Origin of the sequence: Alysiella sp., from assembly GCF_030525755.1 — a bacterium.
In the GTDB taxonomy this organism is placed as follows: Bacteria; Pseudomonadota; Gammaproteobacteria; order Burkholderiales; family Neisseriaceae; genus Simonsiella.
The window spans coordinates 1-23,871 of record NZ_JAUNEC010000017.1; the positions used below are offsets into that span (position 1 = coordinate 1).

Sequence of the window (23,871 nt, forward strand, 5' to 3'; positions counted from 1 at the left end):
ACATTTTGATGACCCGCCGCGCTGAAACTTTGCGCCGCCACACAGGGCAAATCGCCTTTGCGGGCGGCAAATGCGACCCCAACGACCCCAGCCCCATCGCCACCGCCTTGCGCGAAACGTTTGAAGAAACAGGCATTTCGCCAAATGTTTGGCGCGTTTCAGGCTGCCTGCCTGTGTGTTGTACGCCATCGGGCTATGCCATCACGCCCGTATTGGCGCATTGCGACAGGCTGCCTGAAACCCAAGCCAATGCACAAGAAGTGGCAGAAATTTTTTGGTTGCCGCTTGATTTTGCTTTGGATTTGTCGCGCTACACACAACGCGAACATCTGCCCGTCCTGCCTCATTTGCATTACGACATTTGGGGCGCAACGGCTTTAATGTTGCATCATTTGGCAATGTGTTGGTCTGCCAAATCCGACAGCATTTTGGACAAACGCGCAGGCAAAATCGGTTGATTGTGCTGTTGAACATATTGTGATTCAAATGTTTGTAAGGAAATGTGCGGTCGTAGGGTGGGTGCTGATGCTCACCGTTTATCGCAGCAATGATTGATTTTCAGGCTGTCTGAAAATGTGGGTGCAAGCACTTAATCTACACAAGTTATTTATTTTAATGATGTTTTAAGTTTATTATCCCGAGTTCACGGTATTAAGTTGCAAGCAGTATAGTGTTGCTAATAGGCGTACACGGTGGTTGCTGTTACCTTATCTTACATTTCAATTTGAAACGACCATATTTCTCCGATTTTATGATAAGTCCCACTCAATTTTCAGGCAGCCATTCGCTTAAATCAACGGTTTTGATGTCCCAAGCCCAAACGCCGTTGTTGCTGATGCCATCTAAACCGCGTAAAAAAAGATAGCGAATGTTGATGGTTTCGGGCAAGGCTTGGCGTGATTTTAGATAGCGTGCGGCAGCAATGGCGTAGATAAAGGCTTGTAAATAGTAATGGTGTTTGATGATTTCTTGGTCTAATGCGTTGCGGGTGTAATCGTTGGGGTGTTTGCCCAAATGGTTGGATTTGTAGTCAATCACAAAGGTTTGTCCTTTATCGGTGTGGACAAACAAGTCCATGAAGCCACTAATGAAACCTTGTATGTGGTGAAACGACAGGCTTTGGGCAGCTTGGCGTATGTTTTCAGGCAGCGTGTTTTGGTGTGCAAACCATGCATGCAGGTTTTGTACCTTAAAGTCGGTACTGTGGAACAGAAAACCCATTTCGTCCAAGCGATTGTGTTCGGCTAAATGAGCGATATTCAGTTGTGGGCTTAAAGGGGTTTGAACGGTGTTGTGTGCCATTTGTAAAATGGTGTCCAACCATATTTCGGGGTCTTGACCGTGTTTTTTTAAAATCTGTGTTGCTTGGGCTGCCTGAAAATCGCTGTTGTGGTGGGCGCGGTAATGTTCCAATATTTCATGTAAACATACACCTGCTTTTGCGCCTTGTGGAAAAGTGAAAATGGGATTGAGGTTGCCTGAATGGTTTTCAGGCAGCATGATTGCATTGTTCAGCGCGAGTTCGGCGGTGTCCAAAGTAGGGGCGATGTCGCTCAATGTGTTTTCGTTGTGGCGACTGATTTGACGACTTAAACCTGTGAAACTGGTGTGGCTGATGTGCTGGAAATGGCGCGGTGGGTAGGTTTGGGCGTGGTATATGGGCTGTGTGTCATTGTTATTCAGGCTGCCTGAAAGTGTGGGCAGTTGTAAACCGTGATGTAGGGCGAAACTGGTTTGTTGTGGATCTTGCTGAGCAATGAATTGCTGCCATGCTGCCTGAAAGGCGGCGTTGTCTTTGGCGTGTTCTTGGCAATCCAAAAGATAGGCAAAGGCATTGCTGTTGCTTTTGTTGTAACTGGCTAAATAGAGATTAAGTTGTTCTTCGGCGCGTGTGAGCGCGACATACAGTAGGCGCAGGTCTTCGGATAGGGTTTCGCGGTTGATTTGTTCGCGGTCGGCATCACTTAATTGTTTTTGGTGCAGCAATTCGGTTTGCCCGTTGGTTTGATGGACAATGCACCAATCTTTTTGGCTGCCATCTTGTCCACCTTGCCAGACATAGGGGCAATATACAATCGGATATTGCAAGCCTTTTGAGGCGTGCATGGTAACGATTTTGACCAGATTTTCATCGCTTTCCAAACGCAAGAGTGCGTGGTCGCCAGCATTTTTACCTTCGTTGGCTGCCTGAATTTGGTTACCCAACCATTGATACAAGGCAGGGCGACTGGGCAGCTGGTTTTCTTCGTTTGCCAACAGTTCCCAAAGTTGATGCAAATTGGTCAGTGTGCGTTCACGTTCTTGTGTGAGCAGGCGGTATTCAACTTGGTGGCGCACGAAAAAACTTTGTAATGCTGCGTAAATGCCGTGTTGTTGCCACATTTCGGCGGCTTGCATGATGCTGTTGTGCCATTCATCGCTTAATGTGCTGTTTTGTGTGATTTCGGTCAGTTCACTGGCGGTGTGCTGAAACAGGCTGCCTGAAAGCAGAAAAGCCAATAAACCTTGCTGATTGGGATTGAGCATCAGACCCAATAAGGCATACAAGGCTTGAGCTTCTTCTTCGTTAAAAATGCTGCTGCGGCTGGTTAAAACACTTTGCACCCCTTGTTTTTTCAGCGCGTTTTGTATGGTTCTGCCATCTTTATTGGCACGCACCAACACTGCAATTTGTCCTGCTTGAATGGGTTTACCTGCGATTTTTTGTGTACCCGAAGCCAATAAGTGTGCGATTTCGGCAGCACACCAATCGGCGGCTCGGCGACTTAATGTTTCACTGGTTTCTGGATTTTCACCATCATTGAGCCAACGGATGTTGATGGCGGTTTGCGTGGGTTGCATGTGCGTGTGTTCGCGTGCTGCCTGAACTTTGGGGTAGTCAATTTCAGGCAGTACAAAAGGTGCATTGCGCGAGAATAAGGCACTGATGCTGTTAATCAATTTGGCATGACTGCGGTGATTGTGTGCCAGCGTGTAGCGTTGTGAGACAGGTGCGTGTTGGGCAGCGGATAAGTAGGCGAAAATGTCTGCACCACGAAAACTGTAAATCGCTTGTTTGGGGTCGCCCACCAAAAACAGGGCTTTGCCGTTTTCGCATTCGGCTGCGGTGCCAAATGCGGTGCGAAATACGCTGTATTGTAAAGGGTCTGTGTCTTGAAATTCGTCAATTAAGGCAGTGTGCCAGTTGGCAGACATGGCATTTGCCAACGCTTGGGCGTGGGCGGCATTGTGTTGTAAGGCGTGGAATACGTCCAATAATAAATCATCAAAACGTCGTTCGGGGTGGGATTTTTTGTGTGTTTCATGGGCTTGACGCAGATGAAGCAATAAATCTTGGTCTAATTTGATGATGTGATTTTGTTCTGCAAGCAACAGTTGCTCTGCTGCTTGGTAAAGTGTTTCAAGCGGTTTGATGTGCGCCAACTGGGTTTCGTCCAAAACGTTGTTTTTTTTCACACCATCTCGCAGGCGTTCGGCGGCAAAATAAGCGGAGAAAGTGGTTTTGTCTTTTTGCAAGATGAGACGTAATTCTGCTGCATCGGGGCTGCCTGAAAGCGTGGCGAGCTGGGCAAATTTGTTGCGAATGGTTTTTTCTGTAAACGTACGACCATTCAAAGTGGGGTGCAAACGCCAAAATGCGGCTTCTGTTTCAGATAGCTTGGCTTGCACATTTTGCCACATACGCTGAAATTGAGTGCGTAATTCAGATAAGCTTTGGGTGATTTCAGGCTGCCTGAAAGTCAAATAGGGGCGACCCAAATGCGTTTCCAATGTGGCAATTTGGTTTTGTGGTGTTTGTTTTGTTTTGTACATCAAGGGCGCAGAATCGGCATCATGCACAATGCGTGTGCGCCAAAAATCTTCGGTGGCGTGCAAGCGATAAGTCGGGCTGTTGTTTTCGTCCAATTCAATTTGAAATGGTACTTGGCAATAGAAGGCAAAGTCTTGCAAAACCCGTTGGCAAAAGCCGTGTATGGTGTACACCGCAGCGCGGTCAAAATCGCTGATGGCGGCTTTTAAACGCAATATCAATTTTTGGCGGGCGCGGATTTGCGCGTGAGACAGGCTGCCTGAAACAGCATCATCGGGATTTTTAGGCAGCATATCGGTTACCTCGATATGGCTGCTTTCTTTGTACCACGCTTGTTGTAAGAGTTGTTGTAAAAACACATCGCTGCAATGGCTGTGTAAGGTTTCGGGTGTGCTGTTGTGTGTGATGCTGTCCAGCAAAACATCAAGTGCTTCATCCAAACGGGCGCGTAACCGGGTTTTCAATTCGGCGGTGGCGGCTTTGGTAAACGTTACCACCAGAATTTTTGCTACGTCCATTTGTTCCAAAATCACCAAGCGTGTGTAAAGTGCGGCGATGTTCCATGTTTTGCCTGTGCCTGCGGAAGCTTCAATCAGATGTGTGCCTGATAAGGGTAGGGTAAGGGGATTGAGAACGTGGCTGTGCATGATGGGCTGCCTGAAAAAGTGGAAAGGTCAAATGATGTTGAAACAGGCTGCCTGAAAACCAAATCGATGTTCAGGCAGCCTGCTGTTTTATTGCTCCAAACGCACCAAAATATGCCGTTTGCCGTCTATTTCGGCTGGCGACACAATGCCTGCTTCTTCTAATTCTTGCATCAAATTGGCGGCGCGGTTGTAGCCAATGCGTAAATGGCGTTGCAACGATGAAATTGAGGCTTTGCGACTGCTCAATATAAATTGAACGGCTTGGTCAAACAATTCATCTTGGCTGCCTGAAAGGGATTCGGGATTGATGAAGCGATTGGTTTGTTCTGTGGCTTCGCCTGTGAGCAATCCTTCAACATAATTGGGTTCGGCTTGGGCTTTGATGAAGCTAACCACTTGATGTACTTCATCATCGCCCACAAATGCGCCTTGTAAGCGTGTTGGTTCGGCATGACCTGGTTGCAGAAACAGCAAATCGCCGTATTTGAGCAAATCTTCTGCACCCATTTGGTCAAGAATGGTGCGACTGTCTATGCGACTTTGTACGGTAAATGCCATGCGTGTTGGCACATTGGCTTTGATGAGACCTGTAATCACGTCCACGCTGGGGCGTTGTGTGGCGATAATCATGTGTATCCCTGCAGCGCGTGCTTTTTGTGCCAAACGCGCAATTTGGGTTTCCACTGCTTTTTTCTCGGTCATCATTAAATCCGCCAATTCATCAATTACGACCACGATTTGCGGTAATTTTTCCAATGGTTCAGGCTCATCGGGATTGAGACTAAACGGATTGGGTATACTTTTATTGGTATCTTTGGCTGCCTGAATTTTTTCATTAAAGCCAGCCAAATTGCGTACGCCCATTTTTGAGAGCAAACGATAGCGTTTTTCCATTTCTGCTACACACCAATTTAAGGCATTGCCTGCTTCACGCATATCGGTAACAACAGGTGCGAGCAAATGTGGAATGCCTTCATAAACCGAAAGTTCCAACATTTTGGGGTCTATCATGATGAAGCGCACTTCATCGGGACGGGCTTTAAACAAAATGGACAAAATCATGGCATTCACACCAACGGATTTACCCGACCCTGTCATACCACCCACCAATAAATGAGGCATTTTCGCCAAATCGCCCACCACCACTTGTCCTGCGATGTCTTTACCCAAAGCCACCGTTAATTTAGACGAAGCGTCCAAAAACAAATCGGAGTGAAAAATGTCGTATAACAACACCTCTTGACGATGGACATTAGGTAATTCAATACCCATCGTATTTTTGCCTGCAATGGTCTCCACCACACGCACAGATTGCAAGGACAAAGAACGTGCCAAATCTTTGGCTAAATTAACAATTTGGCTGCCTTTAACCCCTTTGGCAGGCTGAATTTCGTAACGGGTAATCACAGGTCCTGATGCAGCGTTTACCACTTCCACATCAATACCAAATTCTGCCAATTTGGTTTCAATCGCATGGGCGGTTTGTTGAATTTGTGCTTCATCAATGTGAACGGTTTGTTCGGCTGGCATTTTCAGGCAGCCTGTATCGGGTAAAATGTAGCCACTTTCGTCATTGGCTTGTGGTGGTGTTGGGCGTGTATGGCGATTGCTTTGTATCATGGGTAAAGCGGTGCTGACATTGATTTTGCGGTTGCCATTGATGCTTTTGGGTTTTACAGTTGGGTTGTTTTCATCTTTGTCGTGTTCTGGTTGATTTGGGGTTTGGGCTGTTGGTTTAAGCACAGTCCTATTTTGTGGTTCGGGCTGATTGTGAAACAGTGAATGGAATGTGGTCTCCAGTTTGACACCAATGCTTTCCAAAAAGTCCAACCATGAAATTTGAACCATCAATGAAAAAGCCAGTAAGGCAGCGATGAAGACCATGACCAAACTTAATGTATTACCCAAAAGTGCTGCTAAACCAGCTGCGCTTGATGTGCCAATCCAACCACCTGCGCCCAAAGGCAAACTGTTTTTCAGCCATGAGCCCAGCGCGTAAAATTCCAAAACGGGGCTGCATATCAGCATCATCAGTAAACCCACGCCAGCCACATTGGGTTTGTAATCGGGCGTGCCTTTTTCGGCGAAAGGACGAAATTTACGGTACAACATCATCAGCATAGCAACCAGCAACCACCATGCGGAAAAACCAAATAAATAGTACACAATGTCTGCCAAATACGCGCCGAGTAAACCACCAAAATTATGCACATTTTCCGAACGCGCGATGCTGCGTGACCAAGATGGGTCGCTCATGTGAAAACCCAACAGCGAAATGGCAAAATACACGGTACCCACCACACCAAACAGCCATTTGGTATCGCCAATCAACTGACGACTGTTATCGGGTACATGGGTTTGCTGAAAAACGGTTGCGGCTTTGCGTGTGGTTTTCAGGAAAGTTTGTGTGTCTTCGTTTGGGTTTTCGTTTTTTGAGGTATGCTTGCGTGTTGTGGCATGGGTTTGAGGCATCAGATTGCCAATGGTGCGAGTATGCTTATTTTTATTGTGAGGCAACTGTGGGCGAGTCGGACGAGAAACGTTTTTTGTTGGTTTTTTTTGCGACATTGTGGACTTCTTTAATTCAGGCAACAATTCATGATAAACCGCGCATTATATCGGCAAAATCGCCAAACGCCAAAGTCAGACCAGTCCCATATTCACGCACAAAATGTTTTTAATCCTTGCATTCAAGCTGCCTGAAACTTATCCTTATGCCTTTGATGCGAGATGAAAGTAAAAAATGAACAATGTGATTGAACAAATCGTCATACCGCACACACAACGCACTTTGGGCAGCGTAAAAGCCGTACAATCGGTGGAAAGCGTTTCAGGTAGCCTGAATGTTGTGCTGCGATTTGATTTCCCTGCACAACATCTGGCAACCGATTTTCGGGCAGCCATTGAGCAAGCAACAGGTCAAAAAGTCAATTTAAGCATTCAACATCATATTGTTGCCCATAAAGTACAAGCGGGCATCAATACCATTAAAGGGGTGAAAAACATTGTTGCGGTTGCATCGGGTAAAGGTGGCGTGGGCAAGTCCACCACAGCCGCCAATTTGGCAACGGCAATGGCAAAAATGGGCGTGCGTGTGGGTGTATTAGACGCAGATTTGTATGGACCAAGCCAGCCCACGATGTTGGGTGTTGCCACGCAGCAGCCACACCAAAAAAATGGTAAATTCATTCCCATTGAAAATGCCGATGGCATACAAGTGATGTCCATTGGTTTCTTGATAGACCCAGACCAAGCCGTTGTATGGCGAGGACCTATGGTTTCACAAGCCTTACAACAACTTTTGTTTCAAAGTGAATGGGATAATGTGGATTATTTGTTTATTGATTTGCCACCTGGAACGGGCGACATTCAGCTGACTTTGTCGCAAAAAATTCCCGTAACAGGTGCAGTAGTCGTTACTACACCGCAAGACATTGCCTTAATTGATGCACGAAAAGCCATTGATATGTTTCAAAAAGTGAACATTCCGATTTTAGGTGTGTTGGAGAATATGTCGGTACACATTTGCAGTAATTGTGGGTATTCTGAATCAATTTTTGGTACAGATGGCGGTAAAAATTTGGCGCAAAAATTGAATGTGCCATTATTGGGGCAGTTGCCATTGAGTTTGCCTGTTCGCGTAGCGATGGACGAGGGTAAAGTAGGCGATTTGCAAATAGAAAATCCCGCGATTGCCACGGTTTACACCCAAGCTGCATTTCAAGTGGCGTTGGCAGTAGCAGATAAAGGACGCGATTTCAGCAACCGTTTCCCAAAAATTGTGGTGCAATAAAGCATTAGGTTTAGTCTCAAATCATTGATTAACGCGAGCTTTACTGTGTTTCGCAAACCAATTTCATTTTTCAGGCAGCCTTATGAACCCCATTCAACTTAAACACACAAGTGAGATTTTGGAACAAATCTTAACTTTTCAACAACCTGCTGATGTTGTTTTATCGCATTATTTGAAAAACCACAAAAAACTAGGACAACAAGACCGCCACGAAATCGCCGAAACCGCCTTTGCCGCGCTGCGTCATTACCAAAAAATCGCGGCAATTTTGCGCCGTCCGCACGTTCAGGCACGGAAAGCGGCGTTGGCTGCGCTGGTGTTGGGGCGCGGTTACAATATTTCTCAACTGGCTGATTTGTTGGAAGAAGATGAAAAAGAATTTCTTGCCAACGTCAAAGCGCGTAAAACCGAGTTTTCAGGCAGCCTGAACACGATTGCCGAATTGCCCGAGTGGTTGATTGCGCGTTTGCAAACCCATTGGGAAGACGAGCAAATTCAAACCTTTGGGCGCAGCGTGGCGCAAACCGCACCGCTTGACGTGCGCGTGAACACGCTCAAAGGCAAACGTGACAAGGTTTTGGCGCAACTGCAAAGCGAGTTCCCCCAAGCCATTGCCACGCCCTACGCGCCGCACGGCATTCGTTTCCCCAATAAACCCGCGCTGAACAAACACGAATTGTTTTTGGACGGCACTTTGGAAGTGCAAGACGAAGGCAGCCAAATTTTGGCGCAACTGGTGGGCGCGAAACGCGGCGAAATCGTGGTGGATTTTTGCGCGGGCGCAGGCGGCAAAACTTTGGTGATTGGCGCACAAATGGCAAACAAAGGGCGCATTTATGCCTTTGATATTTCAGAAAAACGCTTGGCGAATTTGAAACCGCGCATGGCACGTTCGGGATTGAGCAACATCACGCCCGAGCGCATTCAAAGCGAACACGACCCACGCATTGCCAAATTGCACGGCAAAGCCGACCGCGTGTTGGTGGACGCGCCCTGTTCGGGTTTGGGAACTTTGCGCCGTAATCCCGATTTGAAATACCGCCAATCGCCTGAAACCATAGACAATTTGTTGAAAACACAACACAATATTTTACAGGCAGCCAGCGCATTGGTGCGAGAAGGTGGACGTTTGGTGTACGCCACTTGCAGCATTTTGCCCGAAGAAAATGAAATGCAAGTTTTTGAATTTTTAGAAAATAATCCTGATTTTGAATTATTGGATTGTGGCGAAATTTTGGCAGCACAGAAAGTGGATTTGAACACAGGCAAATTTTTGCAAATGGACACAGCACAACACAATACGGACGGTTTTTTTGCAGCCGTTTTGCAGAAAAAAGCGTGATTGGGTTGATGCGCTATAGTCGTAGAAATGAAAAAGCAATATAAGGTGATAATTCCGACCGTGTACACCCAGTACATAGGGGCGTTGGCAACGCCATAGTGTTTTTCAGTTCTACGACTGTATTTTCATTATGCTTCCCATTTGCTTATTCTAAACGTGGGTTATGCTTATTTAAAGTGGCTGTCTTTGTTGTTTTTTTCAAAAAATTAAGGAATTATATTTTTTATTTTCTCTAAATTAAGAGAAATTTTCTCATGATAAATCTTTACAATCTTGTCTTTCATTTGATTTTCATGAGAAAGGCTGCCTGAAAATGCAAGGCAATTTACAAAAAGGAATTTTTGCAGCGATTTTATCCAATATTTTGTTTGCCATATTGTATTTGTACAGCGGTTGGCTCAAACCGCTTTCTGGCACAGAGGTTTTTGCGTGGCGTATGGTCATGATGTTACCATCGCTGTGGGCTTGTGTATGGCTGCTGGGTGGTTTGGGGGAATTGCGTAAATTTGTGTTATCGCTGGGCGAAAATTGGTATAAATGGTTGATTTTATTACTTCCTACGCCGATTCTGGGCTTTCAGTTGTGGCTGTTTATGTACGCGCCGATTAACGGTATGGGTGTGGATGTGGCGATGGGCTACTTTCTGTTTCCACTTATGTTGGCTTTGGGTGGGCGGATTTTTTTCAAAGCAAGATTAAATACTTGGCAAAAATTGGCGTTGGTGGTGGCGACTGTGGCGGTGGCACATGAATTGTGGCAAACCCAAGCCTTTGCGTGGGGTATGTGGGCGGTGTGTTTGGGTTATCCACCGTATTATTTATTGCGCCGTTATGCTCAAGTACCTGCCTTGATTGGACTTTTGATTGATTTAAGTGTGATTGCACCTTTGGCTTTGGCGTATTTGCTGTTTTCGGGTGGATTGATTCAAGCTATTGATTTTTCGTTGAAGTATTATTTTCTCATTCCGATGTTGGGTGTGATTAGTGCGGTGGCTCTGGGTTTGAATTTGCAGGCGAATAAGGATTTGCCTGTACCATTATTCAGTATGTTGAGTTATTTAGAGCCGATTTTATTATTTATGTCGGCATGGTTGATTTTGGGTAATGAGGTTTCGGTAAAATCTGTGCCAACTTATGTGTTGATTGGTGTGGCGCTGGCGTTGAGTTTGATTGATGGTTGGTTGAAAATGCGCCAAGAGCGTGGTAAAAAAATGGTTTATTTATCGGTAAATTAATAAAGGTAGTGCTTTTTCACTTTTATTAATATAGATCATGTGCTGTGGTAAAGTTGGAATGAAAACCAAAATCCCCATTTTCATTTGAAAATGGGGATTTTGGTTTCAACCATAAAGGAAATTATCATGAAAATACAGGTGGCGAGCCAAACCCTCGGCACTGACTTTTTAGAGTGGGCTGCTGGCTTCCGCCCCTGACCCGTTGTTCTAAATCATCATGCAAGGAGACCCGCCGTGAAGCTGTGCATTATAACGGTTGCCTGAAAAATGGCAAGCATTTTTTGTTTGGTTTTTCAGGCTACTTTATTTGGGGAAAGATAAAGAATAGCGTGTATCAAAAATTGGGCTGAATGAATCGCCATTCGCCTGCTTCTAAATCTTGTGTGTCCCAATCACCAAAATGCAAGCGATGTAAGGCTTCAACACGGTTGCCTGCGGCGGCAACCATGCGTTTGACTTGATGATATTTTCCTTCGGTGATGCTTAAAATTAGTATATGTGGATTGTCTAATGTGGCATCGGATGCGGTAACGAGTGTGTCATCATCGTGCAGCAAAACGCCATTTTTTAAGGTTTGGCATAGAGTCTCATCGGCTGCGTGTTTTAAGGTAACCCGATAAATTTTGCGAACTTGGTGTTTGGGTGAAGTCATGCGATGATTGAATGCACCATCGTTGGTTAGCAGCAGAACACCTGTGGTATCAGCATCTAAACGCCCAATCGCTTGGATATCGGTGGCACGTAGGTTGTCGGGAAATAGGGAAAACACGCTGGGATAATTACGCGGTTTGTGTGATGTTTCGTAATCGGCAGGTTTGTTGAGCAAAATATAATAGTGGGGTAGGGGAATGATGACGGCTTCTTCGCCAGCAATTTTTAAGCTGTGTACTTGGTGGGGGTCTATTGTGGTTTTGTCATCGATTAGGGTTATGTTATTGATTTCAATTAGCCCGTTTTTGATGAGCCATTGACAATTTTTGCGTGTATCTGTGCCTTGTGCGTGTAGGTATTTGAGTAGGTTCATTGGGTCTCTTGTGAAGTTTTTGACTGCTTGAAAACAATCCGACCGTGTTCGCATATCAATTCATGAACGCAAAAATCGTGTGTTTCGGCAGGCAGTTGGGCTAGGGTTTGACAGGAAAATGCGAAAGCAATGGTTTTAGGTAAGCGTTTGTGTTTACAGGCAGTGAGTGTGGCATCGTAAAATCCGCCACCTTGTCCTAATCGGTTGCCACATTGGTCAATGCCAATCAAAGGTAAAATTAGGGTGTGCAAGCGGTCGGCACGGATTTTTTTGCCGTTGAATTGGGGGATTTGGGTGGTTTTTTTATGCGGTTTCAGCTTGCTTGAACGGATTGTTCTGATTTGTTTGGGAAAAGGGGTAAACCACAATTGGCGTTTGCCGCGTTCTATGTAGGGTAAATGGAGTTTGGCTCCGCGTTGGTGTGCGGCGCATATAAATTGTGTTAAATGGATTTCGCTGCCTATCGCCCAATAAATGCCAATGTGTTTGTTGCGTTTGATTTGGGTTTTTAGCCAGTTGTTGGCACGTTTTTCTGCTTGGGTGCGTTGCAAGGGATTTTGTGTGATGCGGCGTTGTCGTAAAATTCGGCGCAGAGTGGCTTTGTCGCTGGCATCAATGGGGGGGAATAAAGGAGTGTTCATTGTTGAGAGAATAAATGGCTGCCTGAAAAAGTGTGGTTAAAAGTGCTTGGAAATGAACAATAAACGCCCGCAAAAGCGGGCGTGTTTTATTCGCTGTCTTGTGAAATGGTTTCAATTTGTTGCAGTTGTGTGCGTGGATTGATGGGTTTGTTGCCATCATGCTGTAAGCTAACGGCACGCGCTGGCACAATGGTGGAAATAGCGTGTTTGTATACCATTTGTGTTACTGATGTATTGCGCAGTAACACAACGTATTGGTCAAAGGATTCTACTTGACCTTGCAATTTGATGCCGTTTACCAAATAGATGGATACAGGGACGTGTTCGCGGCGCAGAGCATTTAAAAAAGGGTCTTGCAGCAGTTGTCCTTTGTTTGATGTTGTCATGTGGTGATACTCCGTTGAGTTTATTGTTTTTGGATTCAGGCAGGCTGCCTGAAACGTTTGAGATTGTAGCGGTTTCTTGAACTTTTACCAAGCGTTTCGGTATTTTTCGTGTGTTTGGATTGGCTTTAATTTAAAAGGTGGCGCAAACAATGATGCCCCCCATGCCTGTTTGTGGGGAAAGGTGGTAAATTTGCCAGTTTTCGCCGTTGTGTAGGTAATAGGACAGAAGGGGAAATTCAGCAGCGATTTTGGCTGGTAAGTCTTGTGATGCGTAAGCATAAACATCAAATAAGATGTTTTGTGGGTAAAAGCCGTTTAGGGTAAAATCCACTACGTTGTGAATTTCAAAATCGGGTAAATCATCAAAAGCCAATATCAGTTTGTTTTCTTTGTTGATGTGGTGTATCGCGGTTATACTGGCGTTGCGGTAGCCGAGTGATGGCATATTGGGGTGTCTTTCTGAATAGTAGGCTGCCTGAAAAGGGGTTTCAGGCAGCCAGATTGTGAAAATGAACCATTAAATCCGTAAAATGCGTTCGCCTCGTCCGATGCCCGCTGCACCTGTCCGAACAGTTTCCAAAATCAGGTTGCGTGGCAGATTTTCCAGAAAGCTGTCTAACTTTTCGCTGGTGCCTGTTACTTCAATAGTGTAGGTTTTTTCTGTTACATCAATTACTTGACCGCGATAAATTTCAGATAAACGCAAAACTTCATCACGGTCTTTACCCACAGCGCGGACTTTTACCAACATGAGCTCGCGTTCTACATAGCGACTTTCATTTAAATCCACCACTTTGATGACTTCAACCAATTTATTGAGTTGTTTGGTGATTTGTTCAATCACATTGTCATCGCCGCGCGTAACGATGGTCATGCGCGATAAAGTGGGGTCTTCGGTTGGGGCAACCGACAAGCTATCAATATTGTAATCACGTGCTGAAAATAAGCCTACCACACGGCTCATTGCGCCCGATTCATTTTCCATTAAAATAGATAAAATGTGTCGCATTATGGCACACTCCTTGTGTCGTAGTCGCGGTCATTGACATCGTTCACATCTGAATCAGCTTTGGTTTCGCGCATATGTGGCGGCAAAACCATTTCACTCAAACCTTTGCCATTACCCACCATAGGATAAACGTTTTGTTTGCGGTCGGTAATGAAATCCATGAAAACAAAGCGGTCTTTCATTGCCAAAGCTTCGCGTAATGCACCTTCTACATCGGATTTTTTCTCAATTCGCATACCGACATGACCGTAAGCCTCTGCCAATTTCACGAAATCAGGTAGCGAGTCAAAATAGGTTTCTGATTCGCGATTGCTGTAATACAGCTCTTGCCATTGGCGAACCATGCCCAAATAACCGTTGTTCAAGCAAATGACTTTGACAGGCAGCTTGTATTGAAAACAAGTGCTTAATTCCTGAATATTCATCTGAATTGAGCCTTCGCCAGTGATGCAGCACACGTCTTTGCTTGGGTCTGCAAGATACGCGCCCATGGCATACGGCAAGCCGACACCCATTGTGCCTAAACCGCCTGAATTGAGCCATTGGCGTGGGCGTTCAAATGGGTAATATTGTGCGGCAAACATTTGATGCTGACCCACATCTGATGTGATAATCGCATCATTATTGGTTACTTTTGCCAAAGTTTGCACCACATATTGTGGCAAAATCAATTCACTATCGTGGGTTTCAGGCAGCCTTAAACAATCGCGACTGCGCCAATTTTCCAATGTTTTCCACCATTTTTCCAAATGGGCTGCCTGAAAAGTCAATTCTTGCTTTTTCCACAAATTCAGCATTTCGGTCAGCACATTTTTGACATCGCCCACAATCGGCACATCTACTTTCACGCGCTTGGCAATGCTGGACGGGTCAATGTCTATATGAATGATTTTTTTGGGGTTTTCAAAAAATTTACTGGGTACAGACACCACGCGGTCATCAAATCGCGCACCAACTGCCACCACTACATCGGCGTTTTGCATGGCAAGATTGGCTTCATAAGTGCCGTGCATGCCGAGCATACCCAAAAATTGGCGGTCGCTAGAAGGGTATGCACCCAAGCCCATTAACGTACCCGTGCAAGGCAAGCCTAAAGTTCTGACAAATTCCGTCAGTTCTGGTGATGCGTTACCTAACGTGACACCTCCGCCAAAATAAACCAAAGGGCGTTTTGCTGCTGCCAGCATTTGTACGGCTTTTTTGATTTGCCCAATGTGTCCGTTGGTAACAGGCTGATAAGAACGAATAAAGATGTCTTCTTGTGGGTAACTGAATTTGGCAACCGCTTGTGTTACATCTTTGGCGACATCCACAACTACAGGGCCAGGGCGACCTGTTTGGGCAATTTGAAATGCTTTTTTAATGGTGGGCGCGAGTTCTTCTATGTGTGTTACCAAGAAATTGTGTTTGACACACGGCCGAGAAATACCAATCATATCAATTTCTTGGAAAGCATCTGTGCCAATGGCAGGCGATGCGACTTGCCCTGAAATCACGACTATTGGTACGCTGTCGCTGTATGCGGTGGCAATGCCTGTAATGGCGTTGGTTGCGCCTGGTCCAGATGTTACTAAAGCCACACCTACTTTGCCACTTGTTCGTGCATAAGCATCTGCTGCATGAACTGCTGCTTGTTCGTGTCGCGTTAAAATATGTTCAAATTTATGGAGTTGATAAATGGCATCATAGATTTCTAAAACTGCGCCACCTGGATAACCAAAAACGTATTCCACATTTTCGGCTTTAAGACTGTGCACAAGGATTTCTGCACCTGAAATTTGCATGACAACCTCTGTTATCTGGTGTGGAAAACGATTGCAAATAAAGGTTTTGCCCTTGCACCTGTAATGCTGCCTGAAAGGGCGACGATTTAAGGTACGCGCACCTGACAGGTATGGCAACAACGGATTATTTGACAGTCGGATTGGACACCGTGGTTTGTGAAAAAATGAAGTGCGTAAAGATAGCGTAAATTTTGGAAAAAAACAAGCATTTTATTGATTTGAAGTGCTGTTTGATTGGGGGGTGAATGTGGTTTAAATGGGTTTTTGAGAGAGCTGGCTGATGGTGATTTTAGAATTTGATTATGATGTAAATGTGTGATGAAATGAAAGGGTGTGCACCGAAATTGCTGTGTATTTTTATCGTGGAAAATTTTGTTTGGGTTGTGGACAATTGGAATACACGGTATTGTGTGCATTGAGATTTATGGAACTTGGTAAAATTATGAAACAAATCAATCATCAAAAAGGTTTTACATTGGTGGAGTTGATGGTAACCATCATCATCTTGTCCATATTGGCAGCGATTGCTTATCCTAATTTAACGCGCTATATTCAGCGTGCGCGTATGGAAAATGCACGGGCAGACATGACGAATATCATTAAGGAAATGGAACGTGAATATGCCAATAAAGGTAAATTTTCAAGTAATTTACCTACTGGTGTAAAAGTTGATACAGCAAGCCACAAATACAATGTGATGCTGGGTTCTGCTAATAGCAGCCGTTTTATTTTATGGGCAGAGCCTGTGGCGGGTACTTATGACGCAAGTACTTTAAGTGGTACACCTTTGAATTTATTGTATGACTCAGCAACGGCTGCTTTTGCGCGTTGTAATACTGCGGGCTTTAATGTGGCAAAACAAATAACGGTAGATAAAACACAAAGCAGTGCATCAACAGACAAAAATTGTGAAATTTTCTAAGAATATTGTGTTTATTGTGGAGTTCGTGAGATGACTTCATTTGGCTTTCAGACAATCAAGGGCATGACTTTAATTGAAATATTGGTTGTTGTTGGGGTGGTATCTATTTTGATTGCGATTGCTTATCCGATGTATCAAAATCACATACGTAAAGCACGTTTGAATCAAGCCTTGGAGGTGATGACGGAAAATGCACGAGCTCTAGAGCGACATTATGCGATAAATGGCAATTTTAAGAAAAACAGCACCACTTGGGCAGATTTGCCTTTTTCTCAAACCGAACACTTTTGTATTAAATTGCAGGGTAATCCGCGTGGTACGAATGACAATCGCACTTTTTCTTTAAAGGCGGTTGCATGGGATAAACGGAGTGAGGCGCGTGTCTTGATTTTCAATCAAGACCAAACAATACAAATTTGTGAGAGTAGCTCATCTAATTGTGCAGAAAAGCATTTTTTTGCTAATCCTGCACGAGCAGATAAAAATTGTGTGGTGTATCGTTAAAATTGAATGGATTTTCAGGCAGCCTAATTGATGTTATGTCATATTAGGCTGCCTGAAAATATTGGATTATGGATATTTTAGGAGATTTGACTGTGAAAAACATTGTTATTTTGATTTCAGGTCGTGGTAGCAATATGCAGGCTTTGGTCAAAAGCAATATTCCTGATGCACGCATTGTTGCGGTATTGTCTAATCAACCCAATGCAGCAGGATTGGCTTGGGCAAAAGCACAAGGCATCGAGACTGCATCATTGAATCACAAAGATTTTCCAGACCGTACATCATTTGATGTTGCCATGATGAGTTTAATTGATGCTTATCAACCCGATTTGGTGGTATTGGCTGGTTTTATGCGCATTTTAACGCCTGAATTTTGTCGTCATTATGAAGGACGTTGCATCAATATTCATCCTTCTTTATTGCCTGCATTTACAGGTTTGCATACACATCGCCGTGCGATTGAAGAAGGTTGTCGTGTGGCAGGGTGTACGGTACATTTTGTTACGGCGGAATTGGATAATGGACCGATTATTGCACAAGGTGTTGTGCCAATTGCCGATGATGACGATGAGAACAGTTTGGCTGCACGTGTATTGGCAATAGAGCATCGGATTTTGCCACAAGCAGTAGCCGATTTTGTTTCAGGCAGCCTAAAGATTGAAGGTAAACGGGTTCATAACAGTCGTTTGGTGGATACAAGTATCTGCTTATTATCATAAAAATGATTTGTGGTCTTGTGAAATTAAAATCATCATTGTAGAAGTGGAAATGTCATGCAGGGTGGTAAGCAACAGAAAGTATTTTCATGCAACAAGGTTGAGACAATGCTGTAGCATATTTTAATTCTGTAACTGTATATACCGTGTTGCCTATTTCTGATGTACGCGTTGTAGAATGCGTGGTTGCTGTCGCTTTGTTTATGTTAATTTGAGACAACCATAAATTATGGTTGCCTGAAAAAGAGGCATTTGAGTTTCAGGCAGCCTGAAAACAAAAAGCGCATACCGTAAATTCAATTCACGGTATGCGTTTTTTAAATTTAATCAATTATTTGCTGGGCGAAGTTTTCACCATCACGAAAATGAACAAGATAGGCCATACAATCGCGCCAATCCAGAACATCGGATTCATCAAAATCGCCATGCCAATCAAACCAGCTTGCACCACATAATAGGTCATTGCCACCAAAGTTTTGCGAATGATTTGACCTTCGCGGTTTACCATGCCCACTACGGCACAGGCTGCCACCACGTTATGCACGGCAATCATATTGCCAGCCGCACCGCCAACCGCTTGCAATGCCACCACATAAGCCGCCATTGTGCCGTCCAAGCCGATTTGCAAAGCCGTGCTGAATTGGAAATGCGAGAACATCATGTTGCTGACTGTGTTTGAACCCGCAATGAACGCACCCAAAGAGCCAATCCAGGGTGCAAACAAGGGCCACGCGCTTTCAAACATATCTGCCGCACCACGTGCCAATACTTGTGGCATTGCCAACAAACGGCTGGCTTCGGCAACTTCTGGGCCAGAAGCAGAATTGATGAACACTTGCACCATAGGTACGGAGAACAACAGGGCAGGAGCAGCTGCAATCATGGTTTTGCCTGATTCGGCCCAGCTTTGTTTCACTTGTTCGCCTTTCATGCTGAAAATGAAAATGCATAAAATGGATACCAACAACAACACGCTGGCTGGAGAGTACAACAATTGGGTGCTGTTTTTGATGTTTGTGCCAAATAATTGAGCAAAAGTGATGACTGCATGGCTGCTCAACCACGCTTTTAATTCGGGAACAGTACGCGTTACAATCAAAATTGCAATCACGATTAAATAAGGCGAGAACGCGCGGAACAAGCCGATTTTTTGGCTGTCGGTGTTGTCCACATTGTCGGTAGGTGGTGGCAATGTGCCAACCCAATCTGCTTCCCATGTTTCGCGTTTGCCAAAATCAAAATTTTCTTTGGGAGTCAAAAATTTGGCTTTGGCAGCCGTAACCACAATCGCCAACCCAATGATACTGCCCAACAAAGATGGCAATTCAGGTCCGATGAAACGAGCGGTTAAGAAATAAGGCACGGTAAACGCCAACCCCGCAAAAATCGCAAATGGTGCGGCTTTCAAGCCTTCTGCAAATGAGCGTTTTTCGCCAAAGAAACGGGTTAAAAAGCCACATAAAATCAATGGAATTAAAGTACCTACGATGCCGTGAATCAAGCCCACATTAGCACCAATGTGAATCAAATAATCTTGATATTGCATGGGTGCAATGGCGTTTATCACGTCTTCTTTACCACCCAAACCTGTGTTTACGCCAACCAAAATGGGTGTACCTACTGCACCATAAGATACGGGGGTGGACTGGATAATCAAAATTGCCATCACGCAAGCCATAGCAGGGAAACCCAAAGCCAGCAACAAAGGTGCGCCTACCGCAGAAGGCGTGCCCCAGCCTGTTGAGCCTTCAATCAGCGAGCCAAACAGCCATGCCACAATAATCATTTGAACACGGCGGTCGGGCGACACGTCCATAAAACCTTGGCGAATCACGTTAATTGCGCCACTTGCTTTTAAAGTATTCAGCAGCAAAACCGCTGCAAACACGATGTACAACACGCCAACAGCCGTCAGAACCCCATTCATGGAAGCCGCAGCCACCACATTACTAGGGGCTTGCCACACAAACAACGCCATCAAAGCCGTTGTCAAATACGCCACAGGCATGGCAATTTTTGCAGGCAAGCGCATAATTACCAGCAGCAAAAACACCACAGCAATTGGCACAAGTGCTAATAAAGTGTACATAAAATCAAATCCTTATGCGATATAATTGAATAATTAAGGTTATTGTTATCGATGACTTGATTTTTGTTCCTGAAAACCATACTCATTGATAATTGACTTATTTTTACATGATTTAAAAAAATTGACAATTGGTAAGAAAGAGTGAATACTCTATTATTTCTTTAATTAAATCAATAAGGTATTTTATGGGTTTGGATAAAATAGGTTTGAGGCTTATTCAGGCAGCATTTAAGTAGAAAGAAAAGCATTTTGAAAATGGTCGGAAAATGTGTTGGATTGAATGTTTGATGTTCTGTTTCAGGCAGCTTGTTGGTACAGTATCTGTTACAATACCCTCACTTGCTGCCTGAAAGTGCAGCCAAATGATTTTTGAATATTCATTAACGGGAAATACCATGAGCCAAGCCTTTGCTGAACTTGGATTGGGCGGTGAAATTACCGCTGCGCTTGCCGAACAAGGTTATGAAAAACCAACTCCCATTCAAAATGCCGCCATTCCAAAAGTATTGGCAGGACATGATTTACTTGCCGCTGCGCAAACGGGAACAGGGAAAACTGCTGCTTTTATGTTGCCTGCGTTGGAGCGTTTAAAACGTTATGCTAATACCAGCACTTCGCCTGCCATGCACCCTGTGCGCATGTTGGTCTTAACACCTACGCGCGAGTTGGCAGACCAAATTGAACAAAACACCCAAAAATACATTAAAAATTTGCCTTTGCGCCACACGGTGTTGTTTGGTGGTGTGAATATGGACAAACAAACTGTGGACTTACGCAATGGTTGTGAAATTGTGGTAGCAACAGTTGGGCGTTTGCTTGACCATGTGAAACAGAAAAACATCAATTTAAATAAAGTAGAAATGGTGGTTTTGGACGAAGCTGACCGTATGTTGGACATGGGTTTTATTGATGACATTCGGGCAATCATGCAAATGTTGCCCAAAGCGCGACAAACTTTGTTGTTTTCCGCTACATTTGCCCCTGCTATTCGTAAATTGGCACAAGATTTTATGAATACACCTGAAATTGTGGAAGTGGCAGCGCAAAATACCACCAATGCCAATGTGGAACAACACATTATCGCAGTTGATGCACACCGAAAACGTGATTTATTAGAGCGTTTGATTGTGGATTTGCATATGAATCAGGTTATTGTGTTTTGCAAAACCAAGCAGACTGTTGACCAAGTTACACGTGATTTAACACGGCGTGGCTTATCCGTGAATGCCTTGCATGGCGATAAATCGCAGCAAATGCGCTTGGAGACTTTAGCTCAATTTAAAGCAGGCAGTTTGCGTGTGTTGGTTGCCACAGATGTTGCAGCGCGTGGCTTGGATATTGCTGAATTGCCTTTTGTCATCAATTATGAATTACCAACACAAGCAGAAGACTATGTGCATCGTATAGGACGAACGGGACGCGCAGGCGCAGAAGGCGTGGCAATTTCTATGATGGATGTCAGTGAACAGGAAATGTATGAATCGATCCAACTGCTGATTGGTACGAAATTAGCGGTATCACGTATTGAGGGTTTTGAACCACATTGGCAAATGGGCGATAAGCGTATTACCACAACGCAAGCCAGTAAACCCGATAACAAAGTTTCAGGCAGCCGTCGCAGTGAACGCAATGAAAGTCGCAAAAATAAAAGAGAAACTTTCAAAGTACATCATGATGCCGCAGCAGAAAGTAGTAACATACCGAGTAATCGCATCAGTAATCGAAGAAGAGGTCGTGAGCGCCGAACTTGTGCTTTATTACAAGCTAATTTTGGGCTTTAAAAATTCATAACAGGCTGCCTGAAAATTGGGTTTGCTCATTCAAGCAAAACTTTCAGGCAGCTTTAATTGGAAGATATTATGCTGCTTGAAACTCCACCAGATGAAAATCTGATTAAAGATTGCATGGCTCAATTAGCCACTCAAAACCGCAGTTCATATGATGAAAAAATTGAAAAATATGCCCGATTGCGTTTAGCAGATTTTTCGGCACTGTTAGCCGATTGGCAAAATCCAGTAGCTGCCACGTTATCTCGTGCATCTGCCTTGCCACAAGCAGTATTGGCATTAGGTCAAATCAAACAACTTTCTGCTGAACAAGGCAGTAAATTGCTTCAATTTTTGCAATATCACGCCAAACAAGGCAACCCCAATGCTTTGTTGTATTTGTCTTATCTTTATGCCAAAGGTTTATTTGTAACACAAACACCACAAAAAACTGCCACTTATTTGCATAAATTGGCACAGCAAGGCGATTGGCGTGCTCTGCATTTTCAAGCAGAATTATTGAGTGCTGCGCCGCAGATGGCTTATGATTTACTGATTGCCGAAATTCAACCTCAAGCGCAATCGTGGCAAAAAAGTAACCTACATAGTAATGTGCTTGATTTGGATAAGGAAATACGTCATTTTCTTGCGGCTCCCGCCAGTATTAAATATGTAACACGTTTGAAAATGATGCAAGCAGAACGAGTAGGTAGCCCATTTGCCGCCCAACGTTTGCGTGGTTTAACCGCATTGGGCAAAATTTCATCTGCTACACCACCCTTGCCATTCCAAAATATTCAAGCATGGTTAAATAAGCAAGGCAGTTCTACGTCTGCTCCCATTATCTCAATGCCAAGCGAAAACGATGCAGACATTACCATTTTGCCTGATAACATACCGTTGCTGCCGATTGATGATACAGATAGAAAACCAATTTGGTTCAAGCCAGTATGGATTGGTACAATCTTATTGCTTGCTTCTGTGTGTTTTGTGCAGTTTTTGCGTTTGATTGTAAGTGGAAAAGCGTGATTTCAGGCTGCCTGAAAGTTTTTAATCCGTGCCACGCGCCCGATTTTCGTGGAACTGTGCTTGCCAATCGGCAAATTTTCCTTGTTCAATGGCATCGCGCATTTCCGCCATAATCACTTGATAAAAATGCAAATTGTGGATTGTGCAAAGTTGTGCGCCCAAAATCTCGCCCACTTTATCCAAATGGTGCAAATAGGCACGACTGAAATTTTGGCAAGCGTAGCAAGTGCAAGATTCATCAAGTGGGCGTTTGTCAAAGCGATGTTTGGCGTTGCGGATTTTGATGTCGCCAAAACGCGTAAACAACCAGCCATTTCGTGCATTGCGGGTCGGCATCACGCAATCAAACATGTCCACACCATGCGCCACACCGTAAACCAAATCTTCGGGCGTACCTACACCCATTAAGTAATGCGGTTTGTGTTCAGGCAGCATGGGGGCAATCGCTCGCAACATACGGTACATTTCGGGTTTAGGCTCGCCCACTGATAAGCCGCCAATTGCAATGCCTTTAAAATCAATTTCTTCCAAGCCACGCAACGATTCTTCGCGCAAATCTTCATACATCGCACCCTGAATGATGCCAAACAGCGCATTGGGGTTTTTCAAATCTTCAAACGCCTTTTTGCTGCGTTCCGCCCAGCGCAAAGACATTTGCAAAGATTTTCGTGCTTCTGAATGAGTGGCATTACCATTGGTGCATTCGTCCAATTGCATCACAATATCTGAATTCAAAACCGTTTGAATTTTCATGGAAATTTCGGGCGATAAAAACAATTTGTCGCCATTGATGGGGCTTTTGAAAGTACAACCATCTTCGGTCAATTTTCGCATTTGCGACAGGGAAAACACCTGAAAGCCACCCGAATCAGTCAAAATCGGCTTGTTCCAGCCAATAAAATCATGTAAACCGCCAAATTGTTCAATCACTTCTAAACCAGGGCGCAACCACAAATGATAGGTGTTGCCCAAAATAATTTGTGCTTTAATGTTGTGTAAATCGTTGGGTGTCATGGCTTTAACTGAACCATATGTACCAACTGGCATAAATACGGGCGTTTCAATTTTGCCGTGATTCAGTTCCAATGTGCCACGTCTGGCGTAGCCATCTTTTTTGTGTAGGGTAAATTTGAGCATATTTTTTCCGAAAAAATGAGGTTTAGGCAGCCTGAAA

At 44.4% G+C, this 23,871-nt stretch carries 19 protein-coding genes and 1 other RNA gene; 9 read left to right on the forward strand and 11 right to left on the reverse strand.

Annotated features, from left to right (window positions below; translation table 11 throughout):
* The coding region (locus Q4B82_RS04700; RefSeq protein ID WP_303065274.1) for a CoA pyrophosphatase at positions 1-458 on the forward strand (458 nt) is incomplete at its 5' end.
* Positions 459-765: 307 nt separating this feature from the next.
* Here Q4B82_RS04700 and recB read toward each other — a convergent pair.
* Together recB and Q4B82_RS04710 are read right to left on the reverse strand one after the other, a co-directional pair.
* Entirely contained in the window at positions 766-4,458 is a 3,693-nt protein-coding gene (gene recB, locus Q4B82_RS04705; protein ID WP_303065275.1) for an exodeoxyribonuclease V subunit beta, read from the reverse strand.
* An 87-nt stretch (positions 4,459-4,545) separates the two neighbouring features.
* Entirely contained in the window at positions 4,546-7,026 is a 2,481-nt protein-coding gene (locus Q4B82_RS04710; RefSeq protein ID WP_303065276.1) for a DNA translocase FtsK, read from the reverse strand.
* 175 nt (positions 7,027-7,201) lie between these two features.
* Here Q4B82_RS04710 and apbC point away from each other — a divergent pair, with 175 nt between their 5' ends.
* The 3 genes from apbC to Q4B82_RS04725 all read left to right on the forward strand — a co-directional run bounded on the left by apbC (position 7,202) and on the right by Q4B82_RS04725 (position 10,827).
* Positions 7,202-8,251 (forward strand): iron-sulfur cluster carrier protein ApbC, encoded by a 1,050-nt coding sequence (gene apbC, locus Q4B82_RS04715; RefSeq protein WP_303065277.1) that lies wholly within the window; start codon positions 7,202-7,204, stop codon positions 8,249-8,251.
* Positions 8,252-8,333: 82 nt separating this feature from the next.
* Positions 8,334-9,593 carry an RsmB/NOP family class I SAM-dependent RNA methyltransferase gene (locus Q4B82_RS04720; protein WP_303065278.1) on the forward strand — a complete coding sequence of 420 codons (1,260 nt, stop codon included), beginning with the start codon at positions 8,334-8,336 and terminating at the stop codon, positions 9,591-9,593.
* A 313-nt stretch (positions 9,594-9,906) separates the two neighbouring features.
* On the forward strand, positions 9,907-10,827 hold the full coding sequence (locus Q4B82_RS04725) for an EamA family transporter (RefSeq protein WP_303065279.1): 921 nt from the start codon (positions 9,907-9,909) through the stop codon (positions 10,825-10,827).
* 137 nt (positions 10,828-10,964) lie between these two features.
* On the opposite strand, the gene ffs is transcribed toward Q4B82_RS04725, so the two are convergent.
* The 7 genes from ffs to ilvB form a co-directional block, all read right to left on the reverse strand.
* An RNA gene (gene ffs / locus Q4B82_RS04730) (signal recognition particle sRNA small type) lies at positions 10,965-11,061 on the reverse strand.
* 100 nt (positions 11,062-11,161) lie between these two features.
* Positions 11,162-11,851: a pseudouridine synthase gene (locus Q4B82_RS04735; protein WP_303065280.1), complete on the reverse strand. Its 690-nt coding sequence runs from the start codon at positions 11,849-11,851 to the stop codon at positions 11,162-11,164.
* Positions 11,848-12,492 carry a 5-formyltetrahydrofolate cyclo-ligase gene (locus tag Q4B82_RS04740; RefSeq protein WP_303065281.1) on the reverse strand — a complete coding sequence of 215 codons (645 nt, stop codon included), beginning with the start codon at positions 12,490-12,492 and terminating at the stop codon, positions 11,848-11,850. Before Q4B82_RS04740 ends, Q4B82_RS04735 begins: the two co-directional genes overlap by 4 nt.
* Positions 12,493-12,578: 86 nt before the next feature.
* Positions 12,579-12,878 (reverse strand): RNA chaperone Hfq, encoded by a 300-nt coding sequence (hfq, locus tag Q4B82_RS04745; protein WP_303065282.1) that lies wholly within the window; start codon positions 12,876-12,878, stop codon positions 12,579-12,581.
* Between the two features lie 130 nt (positions 12,879-13,008).
* The gene (locus Q4B82_RS04750) at positions 13,009-13,323 is read right to left on the reverse strand and encodes a hypothetical protein (RefSeq protein WP_303065283.1); all 315 of its coding nucleotides are present in this window, start codon (positions 13,321-13,323) and stop codon (positions 13,009-13,011) included.
* A gap of 72 nt (positions 13,324-13,395) precedes the next feature.
* On the reverse strand, positions 13,396-13,887 hold the full coding sequence (gene ilvN, locus Q4B82_RS04755) for an acetolactate synthase small subunit (RefSeq protein ID WP_303065284.1): 492 nt from the start codon (positions 13,885-13,887) through the stop codon (positions 13,396-13,398).
* The gene (gene ilvB, locus Q4B82_RS04760) at positions 13,887-15,671 is read right to left on the reverse strand and encodes a biosynthetic-type acetolactate synthase large subunit (protein ID WP_303065285.1); all 1,785 of its coding nucleotides are present in this window, start codon (positions 15,669-15,671) and stop codon (positions 13,887-13,889) included. Before ilvB ends, ilvN begins: the two co-directional genes overlap by 1 nt.
* 442 nt (positions 15,672-16,113) lie before the next feature.
* Between ilvB and Q4B82_RS04765 the strand changes: the two genes are divergently transcribed.
* From Q4B82_RS04765 to purN, 3 genes are all read left to right on the forward strand, one after another.
* The gene (locus Q4B82_RS04765; RefSeq protein WP_303065286.1) at positions 16,114-16,593 is read left to right on the forward strand and encodes a type IV pilin protein; all 480 of its coding nucleotides are present in this window, start codon (positions 16,114-16,116) and stop codon (positions 16,591-16,593) included.
* Between the two features lie 63 nt (positions 16,594-16,656).
* Positions 16,657-17,097 (forward strand): type IV pilin protein, encoded by a 441-nt coding sequence (locus Q4B82_RS04770; protein WP_303065287.1) that lies wholly within the window; start codon positions 16,657-16,659, stop codon positions 17,095-17,097.
* A gap of 92 nt (positions 17,098-17,189) precedes the next feature.
* Positions 17,190-17,816 carry a phosphoribosylglycinamide formyltransferase gene (gene purN, locus Q4B82_RS04775; RefSeq protein ID WP_303065288.1) on the forward strand — a complete coding sequence of 209 codons (627 nt, stop codon included), beginning with the start codon at positions 17,190-17,192 and terminating at the stop codon, positions 17,814-17,816.
* 328 nt (positions 17,817-18,144) lie between these two features.
* Here purN and Q4B82_RS04780 read toward each other — a convergent pair whose 3' ends face one another.
* Positions 18,145-19,902 (reverse strand): L-lactate permease, encoded by a 1,758-nt coding sequence (locus tag Q4B82_RS04780; protein WP_303065289.1) that lies wholly within the window; start codon positions 19,900-19,902, stop codon positions 18,145-18,147.
* Between the two features lie 395 nt (positions 19,903-20,297).
* Here Q4B82_RS04780 and Q4B82_RS04785 point away from each other — a divergent pair, with 395 nt between their 5' ends.
* Both Q4B82_RS04785 and Q4B82_RS04790 read left to right on the forward strand, forming a co-directional pair.
* Positions 20,298-21,683, forward strand: coding sequence for a DEAD/DEAH box helicase (locus Q4B82_RS04785; RefSeq protein WP_303065290.1), 1,386 nt, complete (start codon positions 20,298-20,300; stop codon positions 21,681-21,683).
* A gap of 78 nt (positions 21,684-21,761) precedes the next feature.
* Complete coding sequence (locus tag Q4B82_RS04790; protein WP_303065291.1) at positions 21,762-22,697, forward strand: hypothetical protein; 936 nt, start codon at positions 21,762-21,764, stop codon at positions 22,695-22,697.
* Between the two features lie 21 nt (positions 22,698-22,718).
* On the opposite strand, the gene tgt is transcribed toward Q4B82_RS04790, so the two are convergent.
* Complete coding sequence (gene tgt, locus Q4B82_RS04795) at positions 22,719-23,834, reverse strand: tRNA guanosine(34) transglycosylase Tgt (RefSeq protein WP_303065292.1); 1,116 nt, start codon at positions 23,832-23,834, stop codon at positions 22,719-22,721.
* Positions 23,835-23,871: the final 37 nt, after the last annotated feature.